This is a genomic window from Ralstonia sp. VS2407 (genome assembly GCF_052950655.1).
Window position 1 is genome coordinate 37679 of the sequence record NZ_JBRFVG010000011.1, and the last position, 25963, is coordinate 63641.

The 25963-nt window shown below is 62.5% G+C and carries 24 protein-coding genes and 1 tRNA gene; 9 read left to right on the top strand and 16 right to left on the bottom strand.

Annotation, left to right across the window (positions count from 1 at the left end):
* Positions 1–170 precede the first annotated feature (170 nt).
* The 5 genes from ACU8YE_RS17865 (at position 171) to ACU8YE_RS17885 (ending at position 5711) form a co-directional block, all read left to right on the top strand.
* On the top strand, positions 171–1757 hold the full coding sequence (locus tag ACU8YE_RS17865) for a glucan biosynthesis protein G (protein ID WP_313903717.1): 1587 nt from the start codon (positions 171–173) through the stop codon (positions 1755–1757).
* Positions 1730–4318 carry a glucans biosynthesis glucosyltransferase MdoH gene (gene mdoH / locus ACU8YE_RS17870; protein ID WP_446929284.1) on the top strand — a complete coding sequence of 863 codons (2589 nt, stop codon included), beginning with the start codon at positions 1730–1732 and terminating at the stop codon, positions 4316–4318. The genes ACU8YE_RS17865 and mdoH overlap by 28 nt, the downstream gene beginning before the upstream one ends.
* 191 nt (positions 4319–4509) lie before the next feature.
* Positions 4510–4818, top strand: a complete 309-nt coding sequence (locus tag ACU8YE_RS17875) for a hypothetical protein (RefSeq protein WP_045203072.1) — start codon at positions 4510–4512, stop codon at positions 4816–4818.
* Positions 4819–4987: 169 nt separating this feature from the next.
* Complete coding sequence (locus tag ACU8YE_RS17880; RefSeq protein ID WP_232041137.1) at positions 4988–5476, top strand: aminoacyl-tRNA deacylase; 489 nt, start codon at positions 4988–4990, stop codon at positions 5474–5476.
* A 10-nt stretch (positions 5477–5486) separates the two neighbouring features.
* Entirely contained in the window at positions 5487–5711 is a 225-nt protein-coding gene (locus ACU8YE_RS17885; protein ID WP_232041138.1) for a CDGSH iron-sulfur domain-containing protein, read from the top strand.
* Between the two features lie 117 nt (positions 5712–5828).
* Here the strand turns inward: ACU8YE_RS17885 and ettA are convergent, their stop codons facing one another.
* From ettA to ACU8YE_RS17925, 8 genes are all read right to left on the bottom strand, one after another.
* Positions 5829–7496 (bottom strand): energy-dependent translational throttle protein EttA, encoded by a 1668-nt coding sequence (gene ettA / locus ACU8YE_RS17890; protein ID WP_232041139.1) that lies wholly within the window; start codon positions 7494–7496, stop codon positions 5829–5831.
* A gap of 148 nt (positions 7497–7644) precedes the next feature.
* The gene (locus tag ACU8YE_RS17895; protein ID WP_112183489.1) at positions 7645–8013 is read right to left on the bottom strand and encodes a cytochrome o ubiquinol oxidase subunit IV; all 369 of its coding nucleotides are present in this window, start codon (positions 8011–8013) and stop codon (positions 7645–7647) included.
* The gene (gene cyoC / locus ACU8YE_RS17900) at positions 8014–8655 is read right to left on the bottom strand and encodes a cytochrome o ubiquinol oxidase subunit III (protein WP_027680203.1); all 642 of its coding nucleotides are present in this window, start codon (positions 8653–8655) and stop codon (positions 8014–8016) included.
* Between the two features lie 3 nt (positions 8656–8658).
* On the bottom strand, positions 8659–10638 hold the full coding sequence (gene cyoB / locus ACU8YE_RS17905; RefSeq protein ID WP_446929285.1) for a cytochrome o ubiquinol oxidase subunit I: 1980 nt from the start codon (positions 10636–10638) through the stop codon (positions 8659–8661).
* Positions 10639–10647: 9 nt separating this feature from the next.
* Complete coding sequence (gene cyoA / locus ACU8YE_RS17910) at positions 10648–11634, bottom strand: ubiquinol oxidase subunit II (RefSeq protein WP_446929286.1); 987 nt, start codon at positions 11632–11634, stop codon at positions 10648–10650.
* A gap of 632 nt (positions 11635–12266) precedes the next feature.
* Positions 12267–13910 carry an Nramp family divalent metal transporter gene (locus ACU8YE_RS17915; RefSeq protein ID WP_446929287.1) on the bottom strand — a complete coding sequence of 548 codons (1644 nt, stop codon included), beginning with the start codon at positions 13908–13910 and terminating at the stop codon, positions 12267–12269.
* Positions 13911–13955: 45 nt separating this feature from the next.
* Positions 13956–14162, bottom strand: a complete 207-nt coding sequence (locus tag ACU8YE_RS17920) for a hypothetical protein (RefSeq protein WP_446929288.1) — start codon at positions 14160–14162, stop codon at positions 13956–13958.
* Between the two features lie 224 nt (positions 14163–14386).
* A complete protein-coding gene (locus ACU8YE_RS17925; protein ID WP_446929289.1) occupies positions 14387–15799 on the bottom strand; it encodes a carbohydrate porin in 1413 nt (470 codons plus the stop codon).
* A 467-nt stretch (positions 15800–16266) separates the two neighbouring features.
* On the opposite strand from ACU8YE_RS17925, the gene ACU8YE_RS17930 reads away from it, so the two are divergent.
* Together ACU8YE_RS17930 and ACU8YE_RS17935 are read left to right on the top strand one after the other, a co-directional pair.
* Positions 16267–16596, top strand: coding sequence for a hypothetical protein (locus ACU8YE_RS17930; RefSeq protein ID WP_446929290.1), 330 nt, complete (start codon positions 16267–16269; stop codon positions 16594–16596).
* Between the two features lie 108 nt (positions 16597–16704).
* Positions 16705–17136, top strand: a complete 432-nt coding sequence (locus ACU8YE_RS17935) for a nuclear transport factor 2 family protein (RefSeq protein WP_446929291.1) — start codon at positions 16705–16707, stop codon at positions 17134–17136.
* Between the two features lie 61 nt (positions 17137–17197).
* Here ACU8YE_RS17935 and ACU8YE_RS17940 read toward each other — a convergent pair.
* The 6 genes from ACU8YE_RS17940 to petA all read right to left on the bottom strand — a co-directional run bounded on the left by ACU8YE_RS17940 (position 17198) and on the right by petA (position 21427).
* Positions 17198–17273: transfer RNA gene (locus ACU8YE_RS17940), tRNA-Thr, on the bottom strand.
* A gap of 29 nt (positions 17274–17302) precedes the next feature.
* Complete coding sequence (locus tag ACU8YE_RS17945) at positions 17303–17800, bottom strand: ClpXP protease specificity-enhancing factor (RefSeq protein WP_232041148.1); 498 nt, start codon at positions 17798–17800, stop codon at positions 17303–17305.
* 72 nt (positions 17801–17872) lie between these two features.
* A complete protein-coding gene (locus ACU8YE_RS17950; protein WP_004634649.1) occupies positions 17873–18484 on the bottom strand; it encodes a glutathione S-transferase N-terminal domain-containing protein in 612 nt (203 codons plus the stop codon).
* Between the two features lie 150 nt (positions 18485–18634).
* Positions 18635–19378 carry a cytochrome c1 gene (locus ACU8YE_RS17955; RefSeq protein ID WP_024977815.1) on the bottom strand — a complete coding sequence of 248 codons (744 nt, stop codon included), beginning with the start codon at positions 19376–19378 and terminating at the stop codon, positions 18635–18637.
* Positions 19379–19415: 37 nt separating this feature from the next.
* Positions 19416–20819 (bottom strand): cytochrome b, encoded by a 1404-nt coding sequence (locus ACU8YE_RS17960; RefSeq protein WP_232043059.1) that lies wholly within the window; start codon positions 20817–20819, stop codon positions 19416–19418.
* Positions 20819–21427, bottom strand: coding sequence for a ubiquinol-cytochrome c reductase iron-sulfur subunit (gene petA / locus ACU8YE_RS17965; protein ID WP_009241960.1), 609 nt, complete (start codon positions 21425–21427; stop codon positions 20819–20821). Before petA ends, ACU8YE_RS17960 begins: the two co-directional genes overlap by 1 nt.
* 245 nt (positions 21428–21672) lie before the next feature.
* Here petA and mscL point away from each other — a divergent pair, with 245 nt between their 5' ends.
* Positions 21673–22101 (top strand): large conductance mechanosensitive channel protein MscL, encoded by a 429-nt coding sequence (mscL, locus tag ACU8YE_RS17970; protein WP_232041149.1) that lies wholly within the window; start codon positions 21673–21675, stop codon positions 22099–22101.
* A gap of 12 nt (positions 22102–22113) precedes the next feature.
* On the opposite strand, the gene ACU8YE_RS17975 is transcribed toward mscL, so the two are convergent.
* Complete coding sequence (locus ACU8YE_RS17975; protein ID WP_232041150.1) at positions 22114–22860, bottom strand: Nif3-like dinuclear metal center hexameric protein; 747 nt, start codon at positions 22858–22860, stop codon at positions 22114–22116.
* 19 nt (positions 22861–22879) lie between these two features.
* Between ACU8YE_RS17975 and ACU8YE_RS17980 the strand changes: the two genes are divergently transcribed.
* Positions 22880–24094, top strand: a complete 1215-nt coding sequence (locus ACU8YE_RS17980; RefSeq protein ID WP_446929292.1) for a Do family serine endopeptidase — start codon at positions 22880–22882, stop codon at positions 24092–24094.
* 421 nt (positions 24095–24515) lie between these two features.
* Here ACU8YE_RS17980 and ACU8YE_RS17985 read toward each other — a convergent pair whose 3' ends face one another.
* Positions 24516–25649: a porin gene (locus tag ACU8YE_RS17985; protein ID WP_446929293.1), complete on the bottom strand. Its 1134-nt coding sequence runs from the start codon at positions 25647–25649 to the stop codon at positions 24516–24518.
* Positions 25650–25963: the final 314 nt, after the last annotated feature.

Consider the following 25963-nt stretch of genomic DNA (forward strand, 5'->3'; position numbering starts at 1 on the left):
CATTTGACGCGGATGTCGGCCCGATACGGCCAGAAACATTATCAAAATGTTGCCGGTTTTGATCTCGCAAAGGTACGGCGGGTAAAATCTCGGCGGCACAGACGAATGACCGGCAGGACCGAAGCGTCACGTTCCTCGGCCCGCCGCATAGACGCGATCTCATTTTGAACATTCCCTCCGCTGTTTCCTCCCGCACGCCGGGGGCCGCTCGCGCGGCACGCACCCGTTCGGTAACCGGCTATGCGCGGTTGGCCGTGGGCCTGCTGGCGCTGGCTTCGGCGCATGCTGCGCTGGCCTTCGGTTTCAACGATGTGGCCGTACGCGCCAAGCAACTGGCCTCGAAGCCCTACCAGGCGCCCGCCGACACCCTGCCCCGCGAACTCCGCGAGCTGCGCTACGACCAGTACCGCGAAATCCGCTTCAAGTCCGATCAGGCTTACTGGCGCCGCGACAAGCTGCCGTTCGAACTCGGCTTCTTCCACGAGGGGTCCTACTACGACCAGCCCGTGAAGATCAATGAGGTGTCGCCTGCCGGCGTGCGCGAAATCCGCTTCGATCCGCGCCTGTTCGATTACGGTCCGGTCAAGCTCGACCCGAAGCAGTTGCAGAAGCTCGGCTTTGCCGGCTTCCGCGTGCACTATCCGATGAACACGCCCAAATACAAGGACGAGGTCATCGTGTTCCTGGGCGCGTCGTACTTCCGCGGTATCGGCAAGGGGCAGGTCTACGGCCTCTCTGCGCGCGGGCTGGCCATCGACACCGCGCTCAATTCGGGCGAGGAATTCCCGCGCTTCACCGATTTCTGGATCGAACGGCCTGCCGCCAACGCGAAAGAGCTGACGATCTACGCGCTGCTCAACTCGCGCCGCGCCACGGGTGCCTACCGCTTTGTCATCAAGCCGGGCAGCGACACGGCGGTCGACGTCAAGGCGCAGTTGTACATGCGCGAGAACGTGAGCAAGCTGGCCATCGCGCCGCTCACCAGCATGTTCTTCTTTGGCGAGAACCAGCCGGCACCGGCGCTGGATTTCCGCCCCGAAGTGCATGACTCCGACGGCCTGTCGGTGCTTTCCGGCACAGGTGAATGGATCTGGCGTCCGCTGACGAACCCCAAGCGCCTGCTGGTCAGCTCGTTCGGGACGACCAACCCCGGCGGCTTCGGCCTCATGCAGCGTGACCGCGCGTTCTCCAGCTACCAGGAAATCGGCGACCGCTACGAACTGCGCCCGAGCGCGTGGGTCGAGCCCGTCGGCAAATGGGGCGCGGGCCGCGTGGAGCTGGTGCAGATTCCGACGCCAGACGAGACGAACGACAACGTGGTCGCTTACTGGGTGCCTGAGAACCCGCCCAAGCCGCATCAGCCGTTCAATCTCGAATACCGCCTGCTGTGGCAGAAGGACGCTGACAAGAAGCCTGCGCTGGCGTGGGTGACGCAGACGCGCCGTTCGCACGGCTGGACAACCAAGCGCCCCGACGAGCGCAAGCCCGACGATACGATCGCTTTCGTGGTCGACTTTGAAGGCCCCGCGCTGGCGAAGCTTCCGCCCAATGCGCCGGTCGAGCCCGTATTCTCGGCAGATGCCAACGGCAAGATCGAATCGATCTTCGGCCAACCCAACACCGCGACCGGCGGATGGCGCGTGACTGTGCGCCTGAAGCGGGTCGACGACGATAAACCCGTCGAAATGCGCGGCTACCTGCGCAGCGGCGGCACCGGACTTTCTGAGACGTGGAGCTACCTGTTACCTCCGGGCTGAATGTGACGACAGCCCAGACTGACGGTGCCGCTGGCACCGCCCCCTCCACCACCCCTGCCACAGCGCAGTCTGTGGCCGACCATTACCTTGGGGCGCTGCCGCTGGCGGCCGATGCGCGTGCTGCGCTCCTGCGCAACGCGGGCATCACAGCCGCCGACGACGATGCAGCGGCGCTCGCCAAGCTGCATCGTGCGCTGGCCAGGCTCGACCCGGCCCAGACGACCTCGCTCGACGCCGATGCACCGGCCTACGCCTCCGTAGGCTCGCGTCTGGATGCGGCCTATGGCGCCACGCGCGCCGATGCCGCATCGACGGAGCCCTCTGCCGAGCCGGCGCCGCCGCTTGAGCACGACAGCCAAGGCCGCATCCACCTGGATACCGGGCCCACGCCCGCGCGTCGCTCGATGGTGCCGTGGCCATGGGTGCTCGGGCCGATCTGGCGCACGCGCAAGGCCATCGACCGCTGGATGCATGGCGGCAAGAAGCCGGTGCCGTACGAGGCACCCGACTCGCCGGACCCGAAGGGCATCTGGCGCTTCGTCGGCTCGCGCCGCCGCCTGACGCTGCTGGCGCTGATGATCGCGCAGACCATCGCTGCCACCTGGGCGATGAGCACGGTGCTGCCGTACCACGGTGCCGACTGGCTCGAAGCCATCATCATCGTGTTGTTTGCGGTGCTGTTCTGTTGGGTCTCGGCGGGCTTCTGGACGGCCATTACGGGCTTCCTGCTGCTGGCCTTCCACGGCGACCGCTTCGTCATCTCGCGCCGGGCCACGCCGGACGCCACGATTCCGGACGATGCGCGCACGGCCATCGTCATGCCGATCTGCAATGAAGATGTGCAGCGCGTGTTTGCAGGGCTGCGCGCGACGTACGAATCATTGCAGCGCACGGGACATCTGGAGCATTTCGACTTCTTCGTGCTGTCGGACTCAGGCGACCCGGATATCCGCACCGCAGAAGCCGATGCGTGGCTGCATATCTGCCGCGCGCTCGATGGTTTCGGTCGCATCTTCTATCGCTGGCGTCGCCACCGCGTGAAGCGCAAGAGCGGCAACATCGACGATTTCTGCCGGCGCTGGGGCGGCAAATACCGCTACATGATCGTGCTCGACGCCGACAGCGTGATGAGCGGCGACTGCCTGACGCGCCTCGTGCAGTTGATGGAAGGTGCGCCCAGCGCGGGCATCATCCAGACCGCGCCGCGCGCCGCCGGCCGCGACACGCTGTATGCGCGTATCCAGCAGTTCGCCACGCGTGTGTACGGGCCGCTGTTCACCGCTGGCCTGCACTACTGGCAGCTCGGCGAATCGCACTACTGGGGCCACAACGCCATCATCCGGCTGGACCCGTTCATCAAGCACTGCGCGCTGGCGCCGATTCCGGGCAAGGGCTCGCTTTCCGGCGAGATCATGTCGCACGACTTTGTCGAAGCCGCGCTGATGCGCCGTGCCGGCTGGGCCGTGTGGATCGCCTACGACCTGGACGGCAGCTACGAAGAAATGCCGCCCAACCTGCTCGACGAGCTGGGCCGCGACCGCCGCTGGTGCCACGGCAATCTGATGAACTTCCGCCTGTTCGGCGCACCAGGCTTCCACCGTGTGCACCGCGCGGTGTTCATTACCGGGGTGATGGCGTATCTGTCTGCGCCGCTGTGGTTCCTGTTCCTGATCCTGTCGACCGCCCTGCTGGCCAAGCACACGCTGATCGCGCCGGAATACTTTACGCAGCCGCGCCAGCTCTTCCCGATCTGGCCGGAGTGGCATCCGGAAAAAGCCGCCGCGCTGTTTTCCGCCACCGCCACCGTGCTGTTCCTGCCGAAGATCCTCAGCGTGTTCGTCCTGTGGGCGCAGGGGCCGAAGCGCTTTGGCGGGGCGATCCACCTGGCATTGTCGATGGCGATCGAGGCGGCGTTCTCGGTGCTGGCCGCGCCGGTGCGCATGTTGTTCCACACACGCTTCGTGACGGCCGCCTTCCTCGGCTGGAAGGTGCACTGGAAGTCACCGCCGCGCGAAGACGCGCAGACGCATTGGGGCGACGCTGTACGCCGCCACGGCCTGCACACCGTGATCGGCATCGTCTGGGCCGCCATCGTCTATTGGCTGAACCCGAGCTTCCTGTGGTGGCTTTCGCCAGTCGTGGGCGCGCTGATCGTGTCGATTCCGCTCTCGGTATTCTCCAGCCGTGTGAGCCTGGGCCGCCGCATGCGACGGCTGCGCCTGTTCATGATCCCCGAGGAAGTGCGCCCGCCGCGCGAGCTCCGCGCCACACGCAAGCACCTGCGCAATGCGCCGCCGATGCCAGACTTCCGCCAAGCCGTGGTCGACCCCGTCACCAATGCGCTGATGTGCGCGATCGGCACGGCCCGCTTTCCGCACGACCGGCGGCTGATTGCCGTGCGGGAGGCACACGTGCGCCACGCACTGGAGGTTGGTCCCGACAAGCTCACAGGCAAGCAAAAGCTGGTATTGCTGTCAGATCCGTTCGCGCTGTCGGCGCTGCACCTGGCGGTGTGGTCGTCACCGGAACAGCGAGGAGCCTGGGAGGCTGCACAGGGCTGAACGAGGCGTGCCCGCGTGGAAACCCCGCGCCCCACCAGCGTCTTGCCGGTGGGGCGTTTTACTTCCCGTTACATCCGTAGGATTTGCGTATCACCTGAAGCGCCCGGTGGTTCATAGAATGGCATCACGAACTTGATACACGAAGTCGACGGCACAGCGGCCCCGGCCTCGCAACCGTAAGGAGAAGCATCATGAAACGCACACTGCTCGCATTCGTTCTGGGTGGCGCCGCGCTGTGCGCCTCGACGGCGGCGCTGGCGCATGTGGACGTTGGCGTGTCGATCGGCGTCCCCGCGCCGGTGTATGTGGCCCCGGCCCCTGTCTATGCGCCGCCTCCCGTGGTGTATCGCCCGGCGCCGGTCTATGCCCCTGCCCCGGTGGTCTATGGTGGCTACTATCGCGACCGCGACGACTGGCGTGAACGCGAATGGCGCCGTCACGAGTGGCGCGAGCGCGAATGGCGCCACGACCACGGCTGGCACCGCGGCTGGGACCGCTAACCCCTGACGCTTGGCGCGAACAGAAAGCTACATCGCCACACGGGCCGCTCACATGAGTGGCCCGTTGCTTTTGTACGCTCGAATGCCTGCGCAATCCGCAAACCGACCTATGCTGACGTAGCGGCCACAGCAATCCCGCCGCCGGCCGCATAGCACACGGGAGGACGCCATGTCGATCTCCAGCACCCTCGACGGCTGCCTGCGCAGCAAGGGCTGCCTGTACGAGGTGATTCGCCATCCGCATACCCACACGAGCACCGAAACCGCGCAAGCTGCACATGTCCCCGGCGACCGTCTGGCCAAGACGCTCCTGCTAGAAGACAAGCTTGGCTATGTCGCGGCCGTGTTGCCGTCGACGTATCACCTGCATCTGTCCGAGTTGCAAAAGGAATCGGGCCGCATGGACCTCACGCTGGCCGATGAATCGGAGTTGCGCGAAGTCTTCCGGGACTGTGATGCAGGAGCCGTTCCGCCCGTGGGCATGGCCTACGGCATGCCAACCTACATCGACAGCAGCCTGATGACCCACGGCGACGTCTACTTCGAAGCTGGCGACCACGAAAACGTCGTGCATATGGACATGGATCAATTCATGGCTTTGATGCGCGACGCCAAGCCCGGTCACTTCGCGTATCGCATGCAGGGCATCCTCTTCTGAGGAGGCCAACATGGCCGACGATGTCGTCATCACGGTCCGCAACGACGGGCCGTATCACATCAAGGGAAGCTTCCGGATCGTCACCCAGGGCGGACGCGAATTACCGGTGGAGGAAGGCCAGGCATGGCTGTGCCGCTGCGGGCACTCGTTGAACAAGCCGTTCTGTGACGGCTCGCACAAGCGCGTCGAGTTTGACAGCAACCTCGACGCGCCTGCGGCTGAAGAAGCGCCATAGGATGGTTCGAAGGCCGTAGCGAGCGGCCCGAAATCGGTCTGAGAAGCGCAGCCGTACATCAGTACGGCGAGCATCGGAGCACCGAGATCGGGTAGCGCAATAGGCCGGCGAGCCGTCCTAGCGCGTAACGGGCTTGTAGCGGATACGCTTGGGCTTGGCGCCTTCTTCGCCCAGACGCTTCTTCTTGTCGGCTTCGTATTCCTGGTAGTTGCCCGGGAAGAATTCGACGTGCGAATCGCCTTCGAACGCGATGATGTGCGTGGCGATGCGGTCGAGGAACCAGCGGTCGTGCGAGATCACCATCACGCAGCCCGCGAATTCGAGCAGTGCATCTTCGAGCGCACGCAGCGTTTCCACGTCGAGGTCGTTCGACGGTTCATCCAGCAGCAGCACGTTGCCGCCCGAGATGAGCGTCTTGGCCAGATGCAGGCGCCCACGCTCGCCACCCGACAGCGTGCCGACGTGCTTCTGCTGATCGCCACCCTTGAAGTTGAAGCGGCCGATGTAGGCGCGCGATGGCGTCTCATACCGGCCCACCGTGAGGATGTCCGAGCCGTTCGAGATTTCTTCGAAGACAGTCTTGTCTGCGGAAAGCGCATCGCGGCTCTGGTCAACGTAAGCCAGCTTGACGGTCGGGCCGATCTTGATAGTGCCCGAATCCGGCTGCTCCTTGCCCGTGATCATGCGGAACAGCGTCGACTTACCGGCGCCGTTCGGGCCAATGATGCCGACGATCGCGCCCGGCGGAATCGTAAAGCTCAGGTTGTCGATCAGCAGGCGATCGCCATAGCTCTTGCTGACGTTGGTGAACTCGATCACTTCATTGCCCAGACGCTCGCCGGCCGGGATGAAGATTTCCTGCGTTTCGTTGCGCTTCTGGTATTCCTGGCTGTTCAACTCGTCAAAGCGAGCCAGACGCGCCTTCGATTTGGCTTGGCGGCCCTTCGGGTTCTGGCGCACCCATTCCAGTTCTTTCTTCAGCGCCTTTTGGCGCGCAGATTCGCTGGACTCTTCCTGCTTCAGGCGCGTCTCTTTCTGATCAAGCCACGAGCTGTAATTGCCCTTCCAGGGGATGCCGTGTCCACGGTCGAGCTCGAGAATCCACTCGGCGGCGTTATCGAGGAAGTAGCGATCGTGCGTCACGGCCACCACGGTGCCCGGGAAGCGCGTGAGGAACTGCTCAAGCCAGTCCACCGATTCCGCATCCAGGTGGTTGGTCGGCTCGTCCAGCAGCAGCATGTCGGGGCGGGACAGCAGCAGCTTGCACAGTGCGACACGACGCTTTTCACCGCCCGAGAGGTGCTCGATCTTGGCGTCCCACGGCGGCAGGCGCAGTGCGTCGGCGGCAATTTCCAGCTGCAGTTCGACGTTGTCACCGGAGCCGGCGGCGATGATGGCTTCCAGACGCGCCTGTTCTTCGGCCAGCTTGTCGAAGTCAGCGCCTTCCTCGGCGTACGCGGCGTAGATGGCTTCGAGCTGCTTTTGCGCATCCATCACTTCGCCCAGGCCGCTCTCGACCTCTTCACGCACAGTCTTGGCGGGATCGAGCTGCGGCTCCTGCGGCAGGTAACCGATGTTCAGGTTGGGCATCGGCGTGGCTTCGCCCTCGATGTCCTTGTCCAGGCCGGCCATGATCTTCAGCACGGTCGACTTGCCCGAGCCGTTCAGGCCCAGCACGCCAATCTTGGCGCCCGGGAAAAACGACAGTGAGATGTCCTTGAGGATCTGGCGCTTGGGCGGAACGATCTTGCCCACGCGGTTCATGGTGAAAACGTACTGTGACATGGCGGAATTGCGGGGGGAAACGCAGAAATGGGGAACCCGGCGAGTTTAACAAAGCCGGGGCGTGGCAAACCCAGGGCTCAAGGCCGCACGAGCAAAAGAAAAGGCGCCCACCAGGGCGCCCTTCCAATGCAACAGAGGCCAGGCCTCGTTACATCGTCATCATGTTGGCGTTCATGTTATGCATGACCCACAGCGAGCCGACAACGACGATCGCCAGGATCAGCAGCGTGAACAGGAAGGCCATCACATTCCAGCGCTGGGCGGACGAGCCGTCCAGGTGCAGGAAATAGATCAGATGCACGACGATCTGCACGACCGCCAGGGCCATCACCGTCACCAGCACCGTCTGGTGCGAGTAGCCGCCGTCCATCACCATCTTGAACGGGATGGCGGTCAGGATCACCGCCAGCACGAAGCCGATCAGGTAGCCCTTGACGGTGGCATGACCGGCGCCGCCCGCTGCATGACCGTGGGCATCATCGTGGGCAATGCCCGTCGAAACGTTGGTCTGTTCCATTTACATCGCTCCCAGCAGATACACGACGGTAAACACGCCGATCCACACCACGTCCAAGAAGTGCCAGAACAGGCTCAGGCACGACAGGCGGGTCGATTGCGTCGGGGTCAGCCCTTTGCGGCTGATCTGCCACATCAGGACGATGATCCACAGCATGCCGCTCGCCACGTGCAGGCCGTGCGTACCGACCAGCAAGAAGAACGATGACAGGAACGCGCTGCGGCTCGGGCCCGCGCCTTCTGCAATCAGGTGGTGGAACTCGTTGATTTCCATGCCGACGAACGCGGCGCCCAGCAGAAGCGTGATGCCCAGCCACAGCATCACTTGGTCCTTGCGGCCGTTCTGCAGGCTAATCATCACCATGCCGTAGGTGATGGACGACACCAGCAGGATGCCGGTTTCGATTGCCACATACGACAGATCGAAGAGTTCCTTGCCCGTCGGGCCGCCTGCCGTCGCACCGCGCAGGACGCAGAACGTGGCAAACAGCGACGCGAAGATGATCAAGTCGCTCATCAGGTACACCCAGAAGCCGAAGACCTTGGTGTCTGCAGCATCGTGGTGGTGCGCATGGTCATGCGCGTGGTCGTGGCCGTGCGCGTGACCGTGCGCGGCGTGACCGTCTAGAACATTGGAAGCCATGGTTTAAGCCTGCGAACCGATACGTTGGAAGTAGGCCGACTCGGTCTCGTGAACCTCGTGAGCGGGCACGTAGTAATCGATGTCGTCGTTGTTGCTGCGGAGGATGAAGCTGCCGATCATGCCGACCAGACCCAGCACGGCCATCCACCAGATGTGCCAGATCAGCGCGAAGCCCATCACGATCGAGAACATGCCGATGAAGAAGCCGGCGCCGGTGTTCTTCGGCATGTGGATCTTTTCGTAGCTCGGTGCGACCTGCGTCAGCACTTCACCGCGCGCCTTCATGTCTGCAAAGGCGTCGATGTCACGGATGACCGGCACGCGTGCGAAGTTGTAGTGCGCCGGCGGCGACGACGTCGCCCACTCCAGCGTACGGCCACCCCAGGGGTCGCCCGTCAGATCAGCCAGCGCATGACGGTTGCGGATGCTCACGAAGATCTGGATGAGCTGCGAAGCGATACCGCAGGCGATGATCGCGGCGCCGATCACGGCGACGATCAGCCACGGCTGCCATGCCGGATTGTCGGTATGGTTCAGACGGCGCGTCATGCCCATGAAGCCCAGCACGTACAGCGGCATGAATGCGGTGTAGAAACCCACGAACCAGCACCAGAAAGCGCGCTTGCCCCACTTTTCGTCCAGCTTGAAGCCGAAGGCCTTCGGGAACCAGTACGTGATACCGGCCAGGTAACCGAACACCACACCACCGATGATGGTGTTGTGGAAGTGGGCGATCAGGAACAGGCTGTTGTGCAGCAGGAAGTCGGCGCCCGGCACGGCCAGCAGCACGCCGGTCATACCGCCGATCACGAAGGTGATCATGAAGCCGATCGTCCACAGCATCATCGAGTTCAGCTCGACGCGGCCGCGGTACATCGTGAACAGCCAGTTGAAGATCTTCACGCCCGTCGGGATCGAGATGATCATCGTCGCGATACCGAAGAACGCGTTGACGTTCGCACCCGAGCCCATGGTGAAGAAGTGGTGCAGCCACACCAGGAACGACAGCACGGTAATGCCGGCGGTCGCCCACACCATCGACGTGTAGCCGAAGAGCTTCTTGCGCGAGAACGTCGAGACGATTTCCGAGAACATGCCGAAGGCCGGCAGGATCAGGATGTACACCTCGGGGTGGCCCCAGATCCAGATCAGGTTCACATACAGCATGGCGTTGCCGCCGCCGCCGTTCGTGAAGAAGTGCATGTCGAGATAGCGGTCGGCGCCCAGCAGCGCCAGCGCCACGGTCAGCACCGGGAACGCCGCCACGATCAGGATGTTGGCGCACAGGGCGGTCCAAGTGAAGATCGGCATGCGCATCAGCGTCATGCCCGGCGCGCGCATCTTGAAGATGGTCGCGACGAAGTTCACGCCGGTCAGCAATGTCCCGAGGCCTGATATCTGCAACGCCCAGATGTAGTAATCGACCCCCACGCCCGGGCTGTACGCCAGCTCCGACAGCGGCGGGTACGCCAGCCAGCCGGTGCGAGCAAATTCACCCACGCCGAGCGACACGTTGATCAGCACCACACCTGCGGCAGCCAGCCAGAACGACAGCGTGTTCAGGAACGGGAATGCCACGTCGCGCGCGCCGATCTGCAGCGGCACGATCAGGTTGATCAGGCCCGTCATCAGCGGCATGGCCATGAAGAAAATCATGATCACGCCGTGCGCGGTAAAGATCTGGTCATAGTGCTCAGGCGGCAGATAGCCGGCACCGCCGCCCGAGGCAACCGCCAGTTGCGAGCGCATCATGATGGCGTCGGCAAAGCCGCGCAGCAGCATCACGATGGCCAGAATGCAGTACATCACGCCGATCTTCTTGTGATCGACCGAGGTGATCCACTCATTCCAGAGGTAGGTCCACTTCTTGAGATAGGTGATCAGGCCGAACAGGCCAGCGCCACCCAACAGAATGGCCGACACCGTCACGACCACGATGGGCTCGTGCAGCGGAATGGCCTCCAGACTCAACTTGCCAAACATCGTCAACTCCTAGGAATTCTTGGCCGCGCTCTTGGGCGCTGGCAGGGCTGACTGCACCGGCAGCGGACGCGTTGCCGCTTCAGCCGTGGCCGTCGTGCAGTTGGCGCCTTCGAGCGCCTCGTCGAGCGTCAGGACCTTGTCGCCCTCGCCCATCTTGTCCATGTATTTGTGCAGGATGCTGTGATACAGGGTCGGGTCGACCGATGCGTACACCGCCGGCGGCACCTTCTCGCTCGGCTTGGACAGCTCGGCGTAGCCTTCCTTGGTCAGGTTCTGCGACGACTCACGGACCTGCTTGACCCAGGCATCGAACTCTTCGTTCGTCATGGCCGTGGCCTTGAACTTCATGCCCGTGAAACCCGAGCCGCTGTAGTTCGATGACATGCCGTCGAACACGCCGGTCTCATTGGCGATCAGGTGCAGCTTGGTCTGCATGCCCGCCATGGCATACACCTGGCTGCCCAGCTGCGGGATGAAGAACGCGTTCATCACCGTGTCGGACGTGATCTTGAAGTTGATCGGGGTGTTGGCCGGGAATGCGAGCTGATTGACCGTTGCGATCTTGAGTTCCGGATAGATGAACAGCCACTTCCAATCCAGCGAAACAGCCTCGACCGTGATGGGCTTCACATCCGATTCGATCGGCTTGTACGGGTCGAGGGCGTGCGTGGACTTGTAGGTGATCACGCCCAGCACGATGATGATCAGGCAGGGGATCAGCCACACCACAGCCTCGATGGCGTTGGAGTGCGACCAGTCCGGCTCATAGCGGGCGCGGGTGTTGGACGCGCGGTACTTCCACGCAAACACCAGCGTCAGCACGATCACGGGGATGACCACCAGCAGCATCAGGCCGGTCGCCACCAGGATCAGCGTCTTTTCTTCAGCCGCAACCATCCCCTTCGGGTCCAGGACCGTCAGGTTGCAGCCCGCCAGCAGGAGCGGGAGGCTTGCGGCGAGGAGCCGCTTCATATGTGGAACGAGTGTGTTCTTCATGTCTTGCACAATTGCGCCGGCGATGCTTCCGGACATCACGGGAGCCCAGCAGCCCAGACAGCGGCCACAGGCGGAAAAACGCGGGAAATGAGAGAAGACCGAACTACCGGCGCCCCGAGTACAGCTGAGGTGCGGCAGCGGATCTTCGATCACATCAGGCGCCGGTCAGGGAGAAGCTGAACCCAACGCCCTCAGTTGGCGAGGCGGGCTTCGCTCATGCCGGGCATGGGCGAAGTCGAGCGCCGCCGCGTCGCACAAAGCGGCGGACGACAGATCGGGGGCGTAAAAGGTCGGAGCAGGCACTACGTCATGCGCCCGTTGGGGGAGCGCGGTTGGAAGTGGAATGCGGGCGCGATCTTACCGCCAGATGGCGCTCCGGATCGCGCTATGTGCTCAGGCAACTAGAAAACGGCGTCGATTGACAAGTGATGCCCTCGCCGTACGGCTAGGGTTTACGTGGCTTTGCGGGTAAGCAAATCGAAAGTGCCTGTTGTTGCACTGCGACAATCAGCCACAGTGGCGCGCACCCGACGTTATCCCCAGATGTGCGCCCAAATAGGCAGCGAATAATAAGAACAATTCTCATCTTGGGGAGCCACCCAGGTGGCTCCCCTCGCCCTCACAGGACTGCGTCACTGGATGAGGAGCCCAACAATCCTCACCAGAACCAGCCCTGCCGCCACCACGAGGTAACCGCGCAGCACAAACATCCAGGTGCGTTTGAGTGGCGTCCAGCGCGCAGGCGGAAGCTGCTCAAGCGATGGCATGGTCCAGTGGTCGCGGTCCAGCACACTCACGCGCCGCGGATGGTGCGGCCGATGGGTACGTCGCTCGATACGCCACAGCACGAGCGACATCACCCCCGCGATCAGCGTGCCGCCGATCAGGATGGCGCCTATCTCGAATTCGCCAATGCCCGGGAACAGCACAGCGGCAGTGAGGATGACCGACAACGTCACCAGCACAGCCACCACACCGCCGGTGAAGATGTTCATCGCGCGGCCGTTCGTCCAAGGCCCCAGCACGGCCTTGTCGTTGCACAACAGCAGCAGGAACACCGTGGCGCTTGGCAACAGCACCCCTGCCAGCGATTGCACGGCATTGGTCAGCAGACCGAGCGGCACGCCCGGCGTCAGCACCAGCCCTGCGGCTAGCAACGTCAGGCCGAAGTACACGGCATAAAAGCCCTTGGCCTCCGTCGGCTTGCGATGCAACGAATGCCGCACAGCGAACACATCGCCAATCGCATATGCAGTCGACAACGACACCGCACAGGCGCCGATGATGCTGGCGTCCAGCAACGCAATCGCAAACAGCACGCCGGCCCAGCGGCCCGAGTGGCGCTCCAGGCCGTGCGCGGTGCCAAGCGCATCGGTGTAATTGCCGAACTCCGGCGTGCCGTGGAAGGCCTGGGCGCTGAAAGCGATCATCGCGACCGCGCCGGCGATCACGAGGACGATGCCGAGCCAAAGGTCCGCACGCTCGTAGCGGATGAAGCGCGCCGTGATGCGCTTGTCGATCACGTAGCTTTGCTGGAAGAACAACTGCCACGGCGCCACCGTCGTCCCCACGATGGCGATGATCAGGAGCATCACCTCGGCAAGCGGCGCACCGGCGGGCAGCGCCGGCACGAAGAAGTCGCGCGCCACCTGCCCCATCGGCGGATGCACCATCACGAACACCGGGATCAGCGTGAGGCTGCCCGCCACCAGCACCAGCGCAAAGCGCTCGAAGCGGCGGAAGTCGCCGGTGGATGCCGCCAGCATGACCAGCGCTGCGGCAGCGCACACGCCCCAATGCCGCGGGATTCCGAGGTATTCCAGCGCGAGGCTGATGCCGATGAACTCCGTCACGAGCGTCAGCGCGTTCACCAGGAACAGATCGATGACGGAGAAGCTGCCCCAGAACCTGCCGAAGCGCGCAAAGATCAACCGCGCGTGGCCAACGCGCGTGACGGCGCCCAGGCGCAGCACCATCTCCTGGTTCACGTACAGCACGGGGATGAGCAGCAATAGCGTCCACAGCAGCGTGGTGCCGTAGTTCTGCCCGGCCTGTGTGTACGTGCCGAAGGCGCCGGCGTCGTTGTCGCCGACCATCACGATCAGGCCAGGCCCGAGGATGGCGAGCAGCGTTCGCAAGCGCGCGCGCCAGCTGTTACGGGCGCCCGTATCGTGATGCGCGATGGTGCCGAGCGCGCCGCGAATATCGCCCACGTGAGCATCGTCGAGCGCGGCGTGACGTGGTGGTGCGTCGATGCCCGAAGCGAATTGGGTCATATCGAACTCCGTTTGTGTTGTGTTATCGGATTACCCGCCGTTGAACTACCAATAGGTGCGCGAGAGCCGGATGGCCGCCGCCGCATAGCCTTGGTTGGAAAGCGCTTGGCCGCCGTCACCGGCGCGCCGGTTGGACGTGGTCGACGCAGCGTCGGCACGCCCGGGCGCACCGGCTCGGGCCTGCACAAACGGCGAGCTGAAAGGCCGTGCGATCGCCGAGAAACGACGCGCGGGAATATTGAATTTGCGCATGACACTCTCCTCACCGCGTGCGCACATGCACGGCACGCGGCCATCGCCGCACGCGTTACATACGCGCAGCGGCAAAGTCGAAACGATCAAGGAGCGATGCAGACACCGCTGCCTTGCCAGGGCGGCAAGTCAGCAGCAAGGAACAACCGTGCGGCGGACTCGCCTAGTGAAAAGAAGACGTTCGGTAAGGTCGACTCGGACTGTCCATATGGGTCCTCCTACGGTTAGAACTCGGCGTGGACGCGAACGCCCACGAACTTGGCCGGACCGCGATCGCGGTTGTAGCCCGGGTTCTGGATGAGCTGGAAGTCGGGGCTGATCGCCAGGACTTTGGTTACCTGCAGGCTGTAGAACAGTTCCAGCACGCGCTCGTGGCCATAGTTCAAGCCGCCATCGCCAAGGAACGCGCCGCTGCCGCCTGCGGCCAGATAGGCGCGGTGATCCGGCCCCAGCATGTTCACCGCGACGGCCACGCCCAGCACATCCTTCGAACGGCGCCAAGCGGCACCCTTGAGCAATCCACCAAACGACACGCTCCGGCCAGCTTCGGTAAAGGCGTACGTCTCGGTCTTGTCGTCCGAGCAATTCAGGCGCGCGAACAGGCCGAGGTTGTCACCGGCTTTCTGTTCGAACGAGATGCCAACGCCCAGCTTTGCATGCGCCTTGCGCACCAGTCCGACGTCGGGCGCCGCACCTGTGGCAGCGCCAGGCGCCATCGCATCGTCGAATCGGCCCATGCGCGCCTGGTTTCGCCAACCGAGCAACCGCGCCGTGCCTTCCTGACCGAACAGCGTGTAGCGTTTCTCCAGCTCGAGGATGTCGCCGTAGTGCTTGAGGAACCGCGTGTCGAGCGGCAAACCGTTCGATTGTTCCGGCTGCAGGAAGCGGCCAGCGCGCACGGCCCAACCGTTCTCGCTGTCGACGTACTCAAGCGCCACGCCCCAGTTGTAGCCACGCGCATCGGCGGGATAGTCGAACGACGGATGCGCCATGAACGCCCAGTTCAAGAACTGGGTGCGCGGGTCTTGCGCATACGACACCGCATCGAAGACATCAGGCACCGCGAAGTTGCCGGCTGTCAGCACCACACGGCGCTTGTCGACGACGTTGGCGAACTGGTTGAAATCGGCGTCGACCTTTTCCGTGTCGCCACCCAGGCCCCACGTCTGGCGCAGGAAAGCGCGGGCGCGGTACAGCGTTGGATTCGTCCCGGCCGTCTTGGCCAGTTCCCCGTTGGGCAAGCCGCCAAGGCCATGCAGCTCTGAGAACGCCACGCCCTGCGCGACCTCGGGGTTGAAGTGGAACTCGGCGCCCTTCCATAAGCGCATGCCCAGGTCGAGCGTGGCCGTGAAGGAATAGCTCTTGGCGCGCGAGGCGCCAAGGCTGTTGCCGCCACTGTATGCAGCGTTGAAGGCAGGCTTGCGTTGCCACACGTAGGTGGTTTGGCCATGGAAACCGAAACGGTCGTCCAGTTCGCCGCTGGCGATGCGTGGGACGTCAACCGCTGAAGCGGGTACGTCCGCCGCATGCGCCATCGACATCACCGACACAATGGCCGCCACGCCCATCAGCACGCGAACCCAGACCAGCGGACGCACCGCCACCCAAACGTACTCCAGCATCGAGAGAAACAGCATGAGACCTCCCCCGCCCGTTTCTCTGACGGGCGTAGGCGAACGCCGGCCACGCCGCGTCATGGCGCGCGCAAACGCACGCAGCCATGCGGCTGTGCCGGATACAACAATCGAATTCAGGAAGGGACTTGCGCAGAGAACCTACGCAAGCGCCACCGCCTGCCGTGCGATACGGCTAGGCAGTGGTGAGGCGCGAGGCGATGCGCCGAGACTGTCTAGCCGTTCAATGTGCGATCGAGGATCGACTAGAACAACTGTCCATGGAGATAGTCTCCGTAGCTGTGACGGGGCGCAGAGTAACAAAGTCTCGTTGACGGCGGCAAGCGTTTTCTTGGAGGTGTCACGAAGCCCATTGCGCGGCGGCAACAACGCGATGAGAGGCGCCTCGCAAGTCGGCATCGGTACACTGCAATCACGATCGAGCGCATCACGAGGGGGCGCTCGACACAGCGATATCAGACGGAGGTTGTATGACGCGCTTAGCAACGCTGCTCACTATGATCGCGGCAATAGCAGGCATGGTCGGCTGCTCGACGGCAGGCTCGGAACAGACCAGGAGCGGGGCCGAATCCAAGGTGACCGAACACACACCGGCCACGGCCACTTGCCAGGCGGCCGCAGGTCCTGACAACGCCCTGATCGGCAAATCCGAACAGGACGCCGCTGTCCTGCTCAACGGCTGCCTCTGGCGCATTAGCGAGCGCGATGGCAGAGCCCTGCCCGGCACCATGGATTACCGCGAAGAACGACGCAATCTGGGCATTCAGGGCGGCAAAGTGATCTGGGTGCGGCGCGGTTAAGGCTCGCGGAGCTGGATCGCAGGCGAACAGGGAGTGGTCCGAAACTGGCGCGCCAGCAAGGTTTGCAGACATTAGCATCGACGTACATCCTGCTCTTCCATGCCGCACATGACGTCTCGAACCAGCAAAGACATCGTCATAGATGCGTGGCGTGCATTCGCGTCACGCGATGCCGCCCGCATCGCCGACTGCTTCACGCCAGACGCGCAATGGCTCGCTCCCGAGGGTAACGCCACCGCCATTGCGCTCGACTGCACGCATCACATGATCGGGCGCGACGCCATCGTGCATTTCCTCACGGTCACGTTCCCGAAGCTTTTCGTCGCCGATGTGTTGGTAGAACTCGGCGCGATCCACGCCAATGACGAAACGGTGATCGTGGAGGAACGCATGCAGGCCACGCTGGCGAACGGCCGACGCTACGACAACACCTATTGCTTCGTCTTCGTGCTGGAGGGCGAGCGGATCGCCCGGGTGCGCGAGTACATGGACACGATGCGGGGCTGGACGTGCATCTTTGGGAAAGAAGTGCGCGTTTAGCAGACTAAACCGGCCGGACAAAAGAAAACGGCCTCCGCAAGGGAGACCGTTTTCGTGATGCTGGTGCCGGCTGCAGGACTCGAACCCGCCACCTGATGATTACAAATCAACTGCTCTACCAGATGAGCTAAGCCGGCAAAGAAACGCGATTCTAACCTAACACGCGTTACTTGACGACCTTTAGCGCAGGCTTGCCCCCAATGCGAGGCACATTCGGCGGCGTCGGGTCGTCTTCCGGGCCGGTTTCGGCTTCGACAGGGACCGGCGCAGGCACCGATTCGGAGTCCACCGCGGCCAGCTTGGGCGGCGGATTGTTCTCACGTTCGGTTGCGGCCTGTGTCGTCGGCGTGCTGCGCTCTACCGGGAATGCCATACCCTGCCCGTTCTCGCGCGCATACACGGCGAGCACGTTTTCGATCGGCACTTCGATCTTGCGCGACACACCCGAGAACCGCGCGTGGAACGTGATCCACTCGTTGCCCATGTCGAGCTGGCTGGTCGCGTCAAAGCTCACGTTCAGCACGATTTCGTCGTTCTTGACGAACTCGCGCGGCACGTTGGTGCTCTTGTCGACGAAGACAGCGATGTACGGCGTGAAGCCGTTATCCGTGCACCATTCATAGATGGCACGGATCAGATAGGGCTTGGTGGAGGTTTCCGACATGATGAAATCAGTGACCGTTGGGCGCGGCCATGCACAGGAGCAACCCGAGCGAGACCGGCGACCCGGCGGCAATCAGCGGCGCATGACCTTTTCCGACGGCGTCAGCGCTTCAATATACGCCGGACGGCTGAAGATACGCTCAGCGTATTTCATCAGCGGGGCCGCGTTCTTGGAGACCTCAATGCCGTAGTGGTCCAGACGCCACAGCAGCGGCGCAATCGCCACGTCAAGCATCGAGAACTCTTCGCCCAGCATGTACTTGTTCTTCAGGAAGATCGGAGCCAGCTGCGTAAGGCGGTCGCGGATGGCCGCACGTGCCTTCTCGTGATTCTTCTCGGCGGCCTTGCCCTTTTCGTTCTCGAGCACGGAGACGTGCGTGAACAGTTCCTTCTCGAAGTTGAACAGGAACAGGCGGGCGCGGGCGCGCTGTACCGGATCGGCCGGCATCAGCTGCGGGTGCGGGAAGCGCTCGTCGATGTACTCGTTGATGATGTTCGACTCGTACAGAATCAGGTCGCGCTCAACCAGGATGGGCACCTGGCCGTACGGGTTCATCACCGCGATATCTTCCGGCTTGTTGAAGAGATCGACGTCGCGAATCTCGAAATCCATGCCCTTCTCGAACAGGACGAGGCGGCAACGCTGCGAGAACGGGCAAGTGGTGCCCGAGTACAAGACCATCATGGTTGTAGTTCCTTGGCGCATGGGCCGGGGGCGGCCCTATGACGGTACAACCGTGACGACAAATGACATCGCCACGGCACAAAAAGCGAAAAGGCAAAGGGCTAGAGCCAGTTCTCCACCGGCCTAGCCCTTGCCCGGAAAACACGGATTTTACTTGATGTCCTTCCAATAGGCCGCATTCAGGCGCCAGGCCAGCACGAAGAACACGCCAATGAACAACAATACCCAGACGCCGAGGCGCTTGCGCAGGTTGCCGGCAGGCTCAGCCATCCAGTCCAAATAACTGACCAGATCGGCGACTGCCTGGTCATATTCGACCTTGTTCATCTTGCCCGGAACCGTCACTTCAAGGCCGACGAGCTTCTTCTCGGCCTCGCCGTGCTCAGACTTCACTTCGGCGTACTTGGGCACTTGTTGGCCTTGCAGCTCCCACAGCACATGCGGCATGCCGACCTTGTCGAAGACCAGGTTGTTCCAGCCAGTCGGACGCGTGTCGTCACGGTAGAACGTGCGAAGGTAGGTGTAGAGCCAGTCGCTGCCGCGCGCGCGGGCAATGACAGACAGGTCCGGCGGTACGGCACCAAACCACTTCTTCGCGTCCTCGCGGTCCATGGCGATGTGCATGGTGTCGCCGACCTTGTCTGACGAGAACAGCAGGTTTTGCTTGATCTGCTCCTCGCTCAAACCGATGTCGCGCAGGCGGTTGTAGCGCATGGCGCTGGCGCCGTGGCAGTTCAGGCAGTAGTTGACGAACAGCTTGGCGCCGCGCTGCAACGCAGACGTGTCGCTGGACTGGTTGGGCGCCGGATCGAGCGGCACGCCGCCCTCATTGGCCATCACGGGCGCGGCAAACACGAGACCGGCCAAGGCGAAAATCGCAAGCAGCTTTTTCATTCTTGTGTCCTTCATGGGTCCTTGTGCGCGGGCTCTATCAGTGCGGCGTGAACGTGACGCGCTCAGGCACTGGCTTGAACGTCCCGATCTGGCTCCAGATCGGCATCGCGAGGAAGAACGCGAAGTACAGAATGGTGCCGATCTGCGAGATGATCGAACCGACCGGGCTCGGCGGCTGGATACCCAGATAGCCCAGCACCGCAAAGGCAATCACGAAGACAATCAGCAGCGTCTTGTGGAAGCCCGGGCGATAGCGGATCGACTTGACCGGCGACTGGTCCAGCCACGGCAGGAAGAAGAAGATCACCACCGAGCCGCCCATCACCACCACACCCCAGAACTTCGCGTCGATGAAGGCGAAGCCCAGCGCCAGGATCACGGCCACAGCCACCGCGACACCCTTGACCTTCATGCTCTTGGAGCGCACGAACAGCAGCCCCAGCATGATCGCGATGAAGCCCCACAGCCACGGCAGGAAGTCCGACGTGGTCGCGCGCAGCATCGAATAGAACGGCGTGAAGTACCAGACCGGTGCAATGTGCGGCGGTGTCTTCAGCGAGTCTGCCGGAATGAAGTTGTTGGCTTCCAGGAAGTAGCCGCCCATTTCCGGCGCGAAGAACACGATCGCGCTGAAGATGAACAGGAAGACCGCGACGCCGACAACGTCGTGCACCGAGTAATACGGGTGGAACGGAATGCCGTCGAGCGGAATGCCGCGCTCGTCCTTCTTGGCCTTGATCTCGACGCCGTCCGGGTTGTTCGAGCCCACTTCGTGCAGCGCGATGATATGCGCGACCACCAGGCCCAGCAGCACCAGCGGCACCGCGATAACGTGGAACGAAAAGAAGCGGTTCAGCGTCGCGTCAGACACCACGTAGTCGCCGCGAATCCAGAGAGACAGGTCCGGGCCGATCAGCGGGATGGCGGAGAACAGGTTCACGATGACCTGCGCGCCCCAGTACGACATCTGGCCCCATGGGAGCAGATAGCCCATGAAGGCTTCGGCCATCAGGCACAGGAAGATCAGGCAGCCGAAGATCCAGACCAGCTCGCGCGGCTTACGGTACGAGCCGTACAGCATGCCGCGGAACATGTGCATATACACGACGATGAAGAACGCCGAAGCGCCGGTCGAGTGCATATAGCGCACCAGCCAGCCCCACGGGACCTCGCGCATGATGAACTCCACGCTCGCATAGGCGACGGGGATGCCGGCGGCGTTGAGCGTACCGTCCGGCTTGTAGTTCATCACCAGGAAGATGCCCGTGACGATCTGGATCACCAGCACCAGCAGCGCCAGCGATCCGAAGAAATACCAGAAGTTGAAATTCTTCGGCGCGTAGTACTCCGACAGATGCGCCTTCCACAGCTCCGATGCCGGGAAGCGTGCATCGATCCAGCCCAGCAGCCCGGTTGTCTCCACCTTCTTCTCGGCCATGATCAAGCCTCTCCTTTCTCGTCTTTACCGATCACCAGTTTCGTGTCGGACAGGAACATGTACGGCGGAACGTCGAGGTTTTGCGGCGCGGGCTTGTTCTTGAACACGCGGCCAGCCAGGTCGAACGTGGAGCCGTGGCACGGGCAGACGAAGCCGGGGTCTCCGGCGAGCTGCACGTTGGCACCCGCGGGAAACGGACCAGACGGGGAGCAACCAAGATGGGAGCAGATGCCGACCACGACCAGCAGGTCTTTATGCTCGGCACGGGAGCGGGTTTCGTTCTTGCAGTAGTCCGGCGTCTTCATGGTGAAGGGCACGTCGGACTTGGGGTCGGCGACTTCGTTATCGGTCTTCTTGAGCGATTCCAGCATGTCGGGCGTGCGTTTGAGCAGCCAGACCGGCTTGCCGCGCCATTCCACCACCTTCATCTGGCCGGGGGCCAGGTCACTCACGTCGGCCTCTACGGGCGCGCCCGCTGCACGGGCTTTTTCAGATGGTGCGAATGTGCAAACGAAAGGGGCCGCAACTGCAACCCCTCCCACACCACCAGCCACGGACGTCGCAATCAATAGATTACGGCGACCTTTGTCCACGTTTTGCTGGTCACTCATTCAAGACCCCAGGATGAGAAATCAAGATAGATTCGCGTCAACCAAAAATTATACCCGAGCGTACCGAGCGAACGATAGCGGTCGCCGGGCGCAGCGGTTACGGATATAGTGAACACGCCGATCGCCCGCCAGCCCAATGCTGACAAGGCTTTGGCATGGCTCTTGCAGCCTCGCTTTCAACAATTCAGGTCAACCGTTCGTTAGCTTGACCGTTTGTCTCGAATCAAACAATCCGGAGAAAACCGATGGCACTGATGCAAGACTTCAAGAAATTCGCGATGCGCGGCAACGTGATCGACCTGGCAGTGGGTGTGATCATCGGTGCGGCGTTCGGCAAAATCGTGGATTCGCTCGTCAATGATCTGATCATGCCGTTGATCGGCCGTATCGTTGGCAAGCTCGATTTCTCGAACCTGTTCATCCAGTTGGCAGAGGCGCCGGCGGGAGTGCCCCACACCCTTGTCGATCTGAAGAAGGCAGGCGTGCCGGTCTTCGCCTACGGCAACTTCATCACGGTGGCGGTCAATTTCTTGATTCTGGCGTTCATCGTCTTTCTGATGGTGCGCGCCATCACGCGCGTAATCGACGCCAACCCGCCGGCTGCGCCCGCCGAAACGCCCGAAAACATCCTCCTGCTGCGCGAGATTCGCGACAGCCTGAAGAACAAGCCGTAATCGGAAGTCGAATCACACCGGATTCGGGATATCGATGAAGGTGTGACCCACGCCAAAGCGCTCGGCCAGATGATTGCCGAGCGCTTGAACGCCACCGCGCTCGGTAGCGTGGTGCCCCGCACCAATGTAGGCAACCCCCGATTCGCGCGCGAGATGCGTGGTCTGCTCCGACGCTTCACCGCTTAAATACACGTCCACACCGACAGCCACGGCAGCATCAAACCAGCCTTGGGCACCGCCCGTGCACCAACCCACTGTGCGCACCGGGCGATCCTCCTCGCCGATCACCAGCGGCGCCCGGTTCAGCTTCGCCGACACCGTCTGCGCGAAAGCGCCCAGCGTTGTCGTTGCGGCAAGCGTACCAACCCAGCCAAGTTCATCGTCGCCAAACCGGCCCTGGGGCGACATGCCCAGCAACGCACCCAACTGCGCGTTGTTGCCCAGCTCAGGATGCGCATCGAGCGGCAGGTGATATGCAAACAGGTTGAGATCGTGCGCCAGAAGTTGCTTCAGGCGCGCATGCTTCTGACCCACAACACGGCCGTCCTCCCCCTTCCAGAAGTAACCGTGATGCACGAGGATGGCATCGGCGCCCACATCGATGGCAGCCTCGATCAGCGCAAGGCTGGCGGTCACCCCCGTCACGATATGGGTAACGGTGTCGCGCCCTTGCACCTGCAGACCGTTGGGGCAATAGTCCCGAAAACGGGCCGCCTGCAACAGGTCGTTCAAGTACAATTCAAGTTCTTTTCGATCCATTTGGACTCAATTTCGCTCTATGTTGCGCCGCTTTTGGCTGTTTTTCGCGCAAGCCGTCACGGTCGTCCTGGCCGTCTGGTTTGTGATCGCCACGCTCAAGCCTGATTGGCTGCAGCGCGGCAAGGTCGCAGTGCAATCCGGCTCGCCCATCGTCGCGCTCAAGGAAGTCGCGCCGATCGGCCACGGCGGCACCTCCAGCAACTCCTACGCGGAAGCCGCCAAGGTGGCGATGCCGGCGGTGGTCAACATTTTCAGCAGCAAGAATGCGCCAAAGCGTGGCAACAACCCGCAAGCCAGCGCTGATCCGTGGTTCCGGTTCTTCTTCGGCGACCGCGCTCCTGAGCAGCGCCAAGAACCCACGGCCAGCCTCGGCTCAGGCGTGATCGTCAGTTCGGAAGGCTACATTCTAACGAACCACCACGTGGTGGACGGCGCCGACGAGATCGAAGTCGCCCTGACCGACGGCCGCAAGGCCAACGCCAAAGTGGTCGGCTCCGATCCGGAAACCGACCTGGCCGTCCTCAAGATCAATCTGCCCAATCTGCCCGCGATCACCCTGGGCCGACTGGAGAATGTGCGCGTTGGCGATGTGGTGCTCGCCATCGGCAATCCGTTCGGCGTGGGCCAGACGGTGACGATGGGGATCGTGTCCGCCCTGGGTCGCAGCCATCTGGGCATCAACACCTTCGAAAACTTCATCCAGACCGACGCCGCGATCAACCCCGGCAACTCCGGCGGCGCGCTGGTCGATGCCGACGGCAACCTCCTCGGGATCAACACGGCGATCTACTCGCGCTCGGGCGGCTCGCTTGGCATCGGCTTTGCGATTCCGGTGTCGCTGGCCAAGCAGGTGATGGAATCGATCATCTCGACCGGCAGCGTGGTGCGCGGCTGGATCGGTGTAGAACCGCAGGATGTGACGCCGGAAATCGCCGAGTCGTTTGGCTTGTCGCGCAAGGATGGAGCGCTGATTGCCGCCGTGGTTCAAGGCGGCCCCGCAGACAAGGCGGGCCTGCGCCCGGGAGACATTCTCACCAGCGTCAACGGTGAGCCGATCCTGGATACGACGGCACTGCTCAACAGCATCGCTCAGCTGCAACCCGGCGCGGACGCTAAGGTGACGGTTTCACGCAAAGGCAAGGCGGTGGAACTGACCATCGTTGTCGGTAAGCGTCCCCCGCCGACTCGTCGCAACGTACCGATGCCTTCGCAGGACGACGAAGAACCACAGTAAGCAGCAGATTTCGTAATACACGAACGGCGGCCATATGTGCCGCCGTTTTTTATGCGCGCACGCTTGACCATCGAGCCTGCACGTTGAGGGGGTAAGCCACCTTGACGCGGACGCGCCCGCTCAACAAGCGATCAGACCAATAGCTGCGCGAGATTGCTGCGAACTGCCTTCGTCACGCTCCGCTGGGGCAGCGTCGGCTCACCCGGGCGGGCGCCGCCATAAGACGGCAAGCGAGACGGCCTACCTCCCCTCGCCTCCGCTCGCGTCATCGACCAAAACTTGCACACCAGCCGAGCCATCCCTCGGCAGAGTTTCAAGCATGGAGGCGCGCTATGGATCGTTCGCACAAAGAAAAACGCCGACTCCTTTCGGAATCGGCGTTTAACCGCTTAATTCGATGCGCCCTTACGAGCGCGTCAAATTAGAACTTGTGACGCAGGCCGACGGTAGCGCCGAACTGGTTGTTGCTGTTACCCGAGTTCGAGAACACTTGTTCGCCGTTAGTCAACGTCGTACCAGTGTAACCGCTGGCATTCAGGCCCATCACGCCCAGACCCGAGCCGCCGCTGTTCTTAGCATAGGCCACGTTGAAGTAGGCGTCGGTGCGCTTCGACAGAGCGTAGTCGGTGCCGACCACGAACAGCCACGGGTTGCCCGTACCGCTGTTCTTGAACTGTTGGTAGTAAGCCGTACCCGTCAGCGACAGAGCCGGAGTAGCTTGGTAACCCAGGCCAGCCCAGTACAGGTTCGAACGCAGGTTGCCGTTGCCAGCAACAGTTGCGAAGTTAGCCTTGTACCAACGATAGCCAGCGTACAGCTTGGCCGGGCCGAAAGCGTACGTACCAGCGATCGTGGCGCGTTGTTCCTTGTTGTCAGCCAGAGCGCTCTGGGCTGCAAACGTCGTCGCCGAACCAGCAACGCCATTCGATTGGTCGTACACAGCACCGATACCGAGCGGGCCACCAGCGTAGTTCACGCCCAGGCTCCACTCGCGGCCCAGCTTGCTGAGACCAGCTTGCTCGTTACCGTCACGGTTGAATGCATACAGAGCCGAGACGCTCAGGCCACCGAACGCACCAACATACTTAACCGAGTTATCAGCGCGGCCAGCGAAGTATTGATCTTGCGAGGCCAGCGAGTAACGCGTAGCGATCGCCATCGGGTCATACATCAGCGAGAAGTCGTACAGCAGATTTTGCTGGCGACCCAGGGTCAGTTGACCCCACTGGCCTTGCAGACCGACGTAAGCGTTACGACCGAACAGGCGGTTGTTTTGAGCCGACGTACCGTTGTCCAGGTTGAAGCCGCTTTCCAGGTTGAAGATACCCTTCAGGCCACCGCCCAGGTCTTCAACGCCGCGCAGGCCCCAGCGCGAGCCCGACAGGCCGCCCGAATCCAGGCCAACACGCGAGCTACCGCCGCCGTTGCCGTTCGGCACCTTGTTTGCGTAGGTCAGACCAGCGTCGACCACGCCGTACAGGGTCACGGAGGATTGTGCATAGGCGCCACCGGCGGCCAGAGCTGCAACAGCAGCTGCAAACAGTTTCATCTTCATATCGACACTTTCCTTGTCAACTGATTGGGAAATCTTGACTGTCCTTATGGACGACGCAGATACCTCACGTCTGACCGCATTATGTGCCAGCGTTGACTGATTCCGGAAACCCTTTCTGGCTCTGGGCCGCGATTTGCGGCCAAGTTGTTGCTCATGGGCAACACGCGCCGGACCCCATTGAGAGGGGGGCGCGACCCGCTTTTTGCGCGATGGCACTGGGGTTGGCGGGCGATTGTCACCCTCTTCCCGCCGAACAAATTTGGGGAGTCTGTGACGGTTCTGAATTGTCGCCTTCGCACCACGTTACAGCAAAA

Excerpts from the sequence above, each read along its gene's own strand:
- ACU8YE_RS17875 (WP_045203072.1), top strand. The coding sequence starts at position 4,510 with ATGAAACGCACACTGCTCGCATTCGTTCTGGGTGGCGCCGCGCTGTGC.
- ACU8YE_RS17880 (WP_232041137.1), top strand. The coding sequence starts at position 4,988 with ATGTCGATCTCCAGCACCCTCGACGGCTGCCTGCGCAGCAAGGGCTGC.
- ACU8YE_RS17885 (WP_232041138.1), top strand. The coding sequence starts at position 5,487 with ATGGCCGACGATGTCGTCATCACGGTCCGCAACGACGGGCCGTATCAC.
- ettA (WP_232041139.1), bottom strand. The coding sequence starts at position 7,496 with ATGTCACAGTACGTTTTCACCATGAACCGCGTGGGCAAGATCGTTCCG.
- ACU8YE_RS17895 (WP_112183489.1), bottom strand. The coding sequence starts at position 8,013 with ATGGAACAGACCAACGTTTCGACGGGCATTGCCCACGATGATGCCCAC.
- cyoC (WP_027680203.1), bottom strand. The coding sequence starts at position 8,655 with ATGGCTTCCAATGTTCTAGACGGTCACGCCGCGCACGGTCACGCGCAC.
- cyoB (WP_446929285.1), bottom strand. The coding sequence starts at position 10,638 with ATGTTTGGCAAGTTGAGTCTGGAGGCCATTCCGCTGCACGAGCCCATC.
- cyoA (WP_446929286.1), bottom strand. The coding sequence starts at position 11,634 with ATGAAGAACACACTCGTTCCACATATGAAGCGGCTCCTCGCCGCAAGC.
- ACU8YE_RS17915 (WP_446929287.1), bottom strand. The coding sequence starts at position 13,910 with ATGACCCAATTCGCTTCGGGCATCGACGCACCACCACGTCACGCCGCG.
- ACU8YE_RS17920 (WP_446929288.1), bottom strand. The coding sequence starts at position 14,162 with ATGCGCAAATTCAATATTCCCGCGCGTCGTTTCTCGGCGATCGCACGG.
- ACU8YE_RS17925 (WP_446929289.1), bottom strand. The coding sequence starts at position 15,799 with ATGCTGTTTCTCTCGATGCTGGAGTACGTTTGGGTGGCGGTGCGTCCG.
- ACU8YE_RS17930 (WP_446929290.1), top strand. The coding sequence starts at position 16,267 with ATGACGCGCTTAGCAACGCTGCTCACTATGATCGCGGCAATAGCAGGC.
- ACU8YE_RS17935 (WP_446929291.1), top strand. The coding sequence starts at position 16,705 with ATGACGTCTCGAACCAGCAAAGACATCGTCATAGATGCGTGGCGTGCA.
- ACU8YE_RS17945 (WP_232041148.1), bottom strand. The coding sequence starts at position 17,800 with ATGTCGGAAACCTCCACCAAGCCCTATCTGATCCGTGCCATCTATGAA.
- ACU8YE_RS17950 (WP_004634649.1), bottom strand. The coding sequence starts at position 18,484 with ATGATGGTCTTGTACTCGGGCACCACTTGCCCGTTCTCGCAGCGTTGC.
- ACU8YE_RS17955 (WP_024977815.1), bottom strand. The coding sequence starts at position 19,378 with ATGAAAAAGCTGCTTGCGATTTTCGCCTTGGCCGGTCTCGTGTTTGCC.
- petA (WP_009241960.1), bottom strand. The coding sequence starts at position 21,427 with ATGAGTGACCAGCAAAACGTGGACAAAGGTCGCCGTAATCTATTGATT.
- mscL (WP_232041149.1), top strand. The coding sequence starts at position 21,673 with ATGGCACTGATGCAAGACTTCAAGAAATTCGCGATGCGCGGCAACGTG.
- ACU8YE_RS17975 (WP_232041150.1), bottom strand. The coding sequence starts at position 22,860 with ATGGATCGAAAAGAACTTGAATTGTACTTGAACGACCTGTTGCAGGCG.
- ACU8YE_RS17980 (WP_446929292.1), top strand. The coding sequence starts at position 22,880 with ATGTTGCGCCGCTTTTGGCTGTTTTTCGCGCAAGCCGTCACGGTCGTC.
- ACU8YE_RS17985 (WP_446929293.1), bottom strand. The coding sequence starts at position 25,649 with ATGAAGATGAAACTGTTTGCAGCTGCTGTTGCAGCTCTGGCCGCCGGT.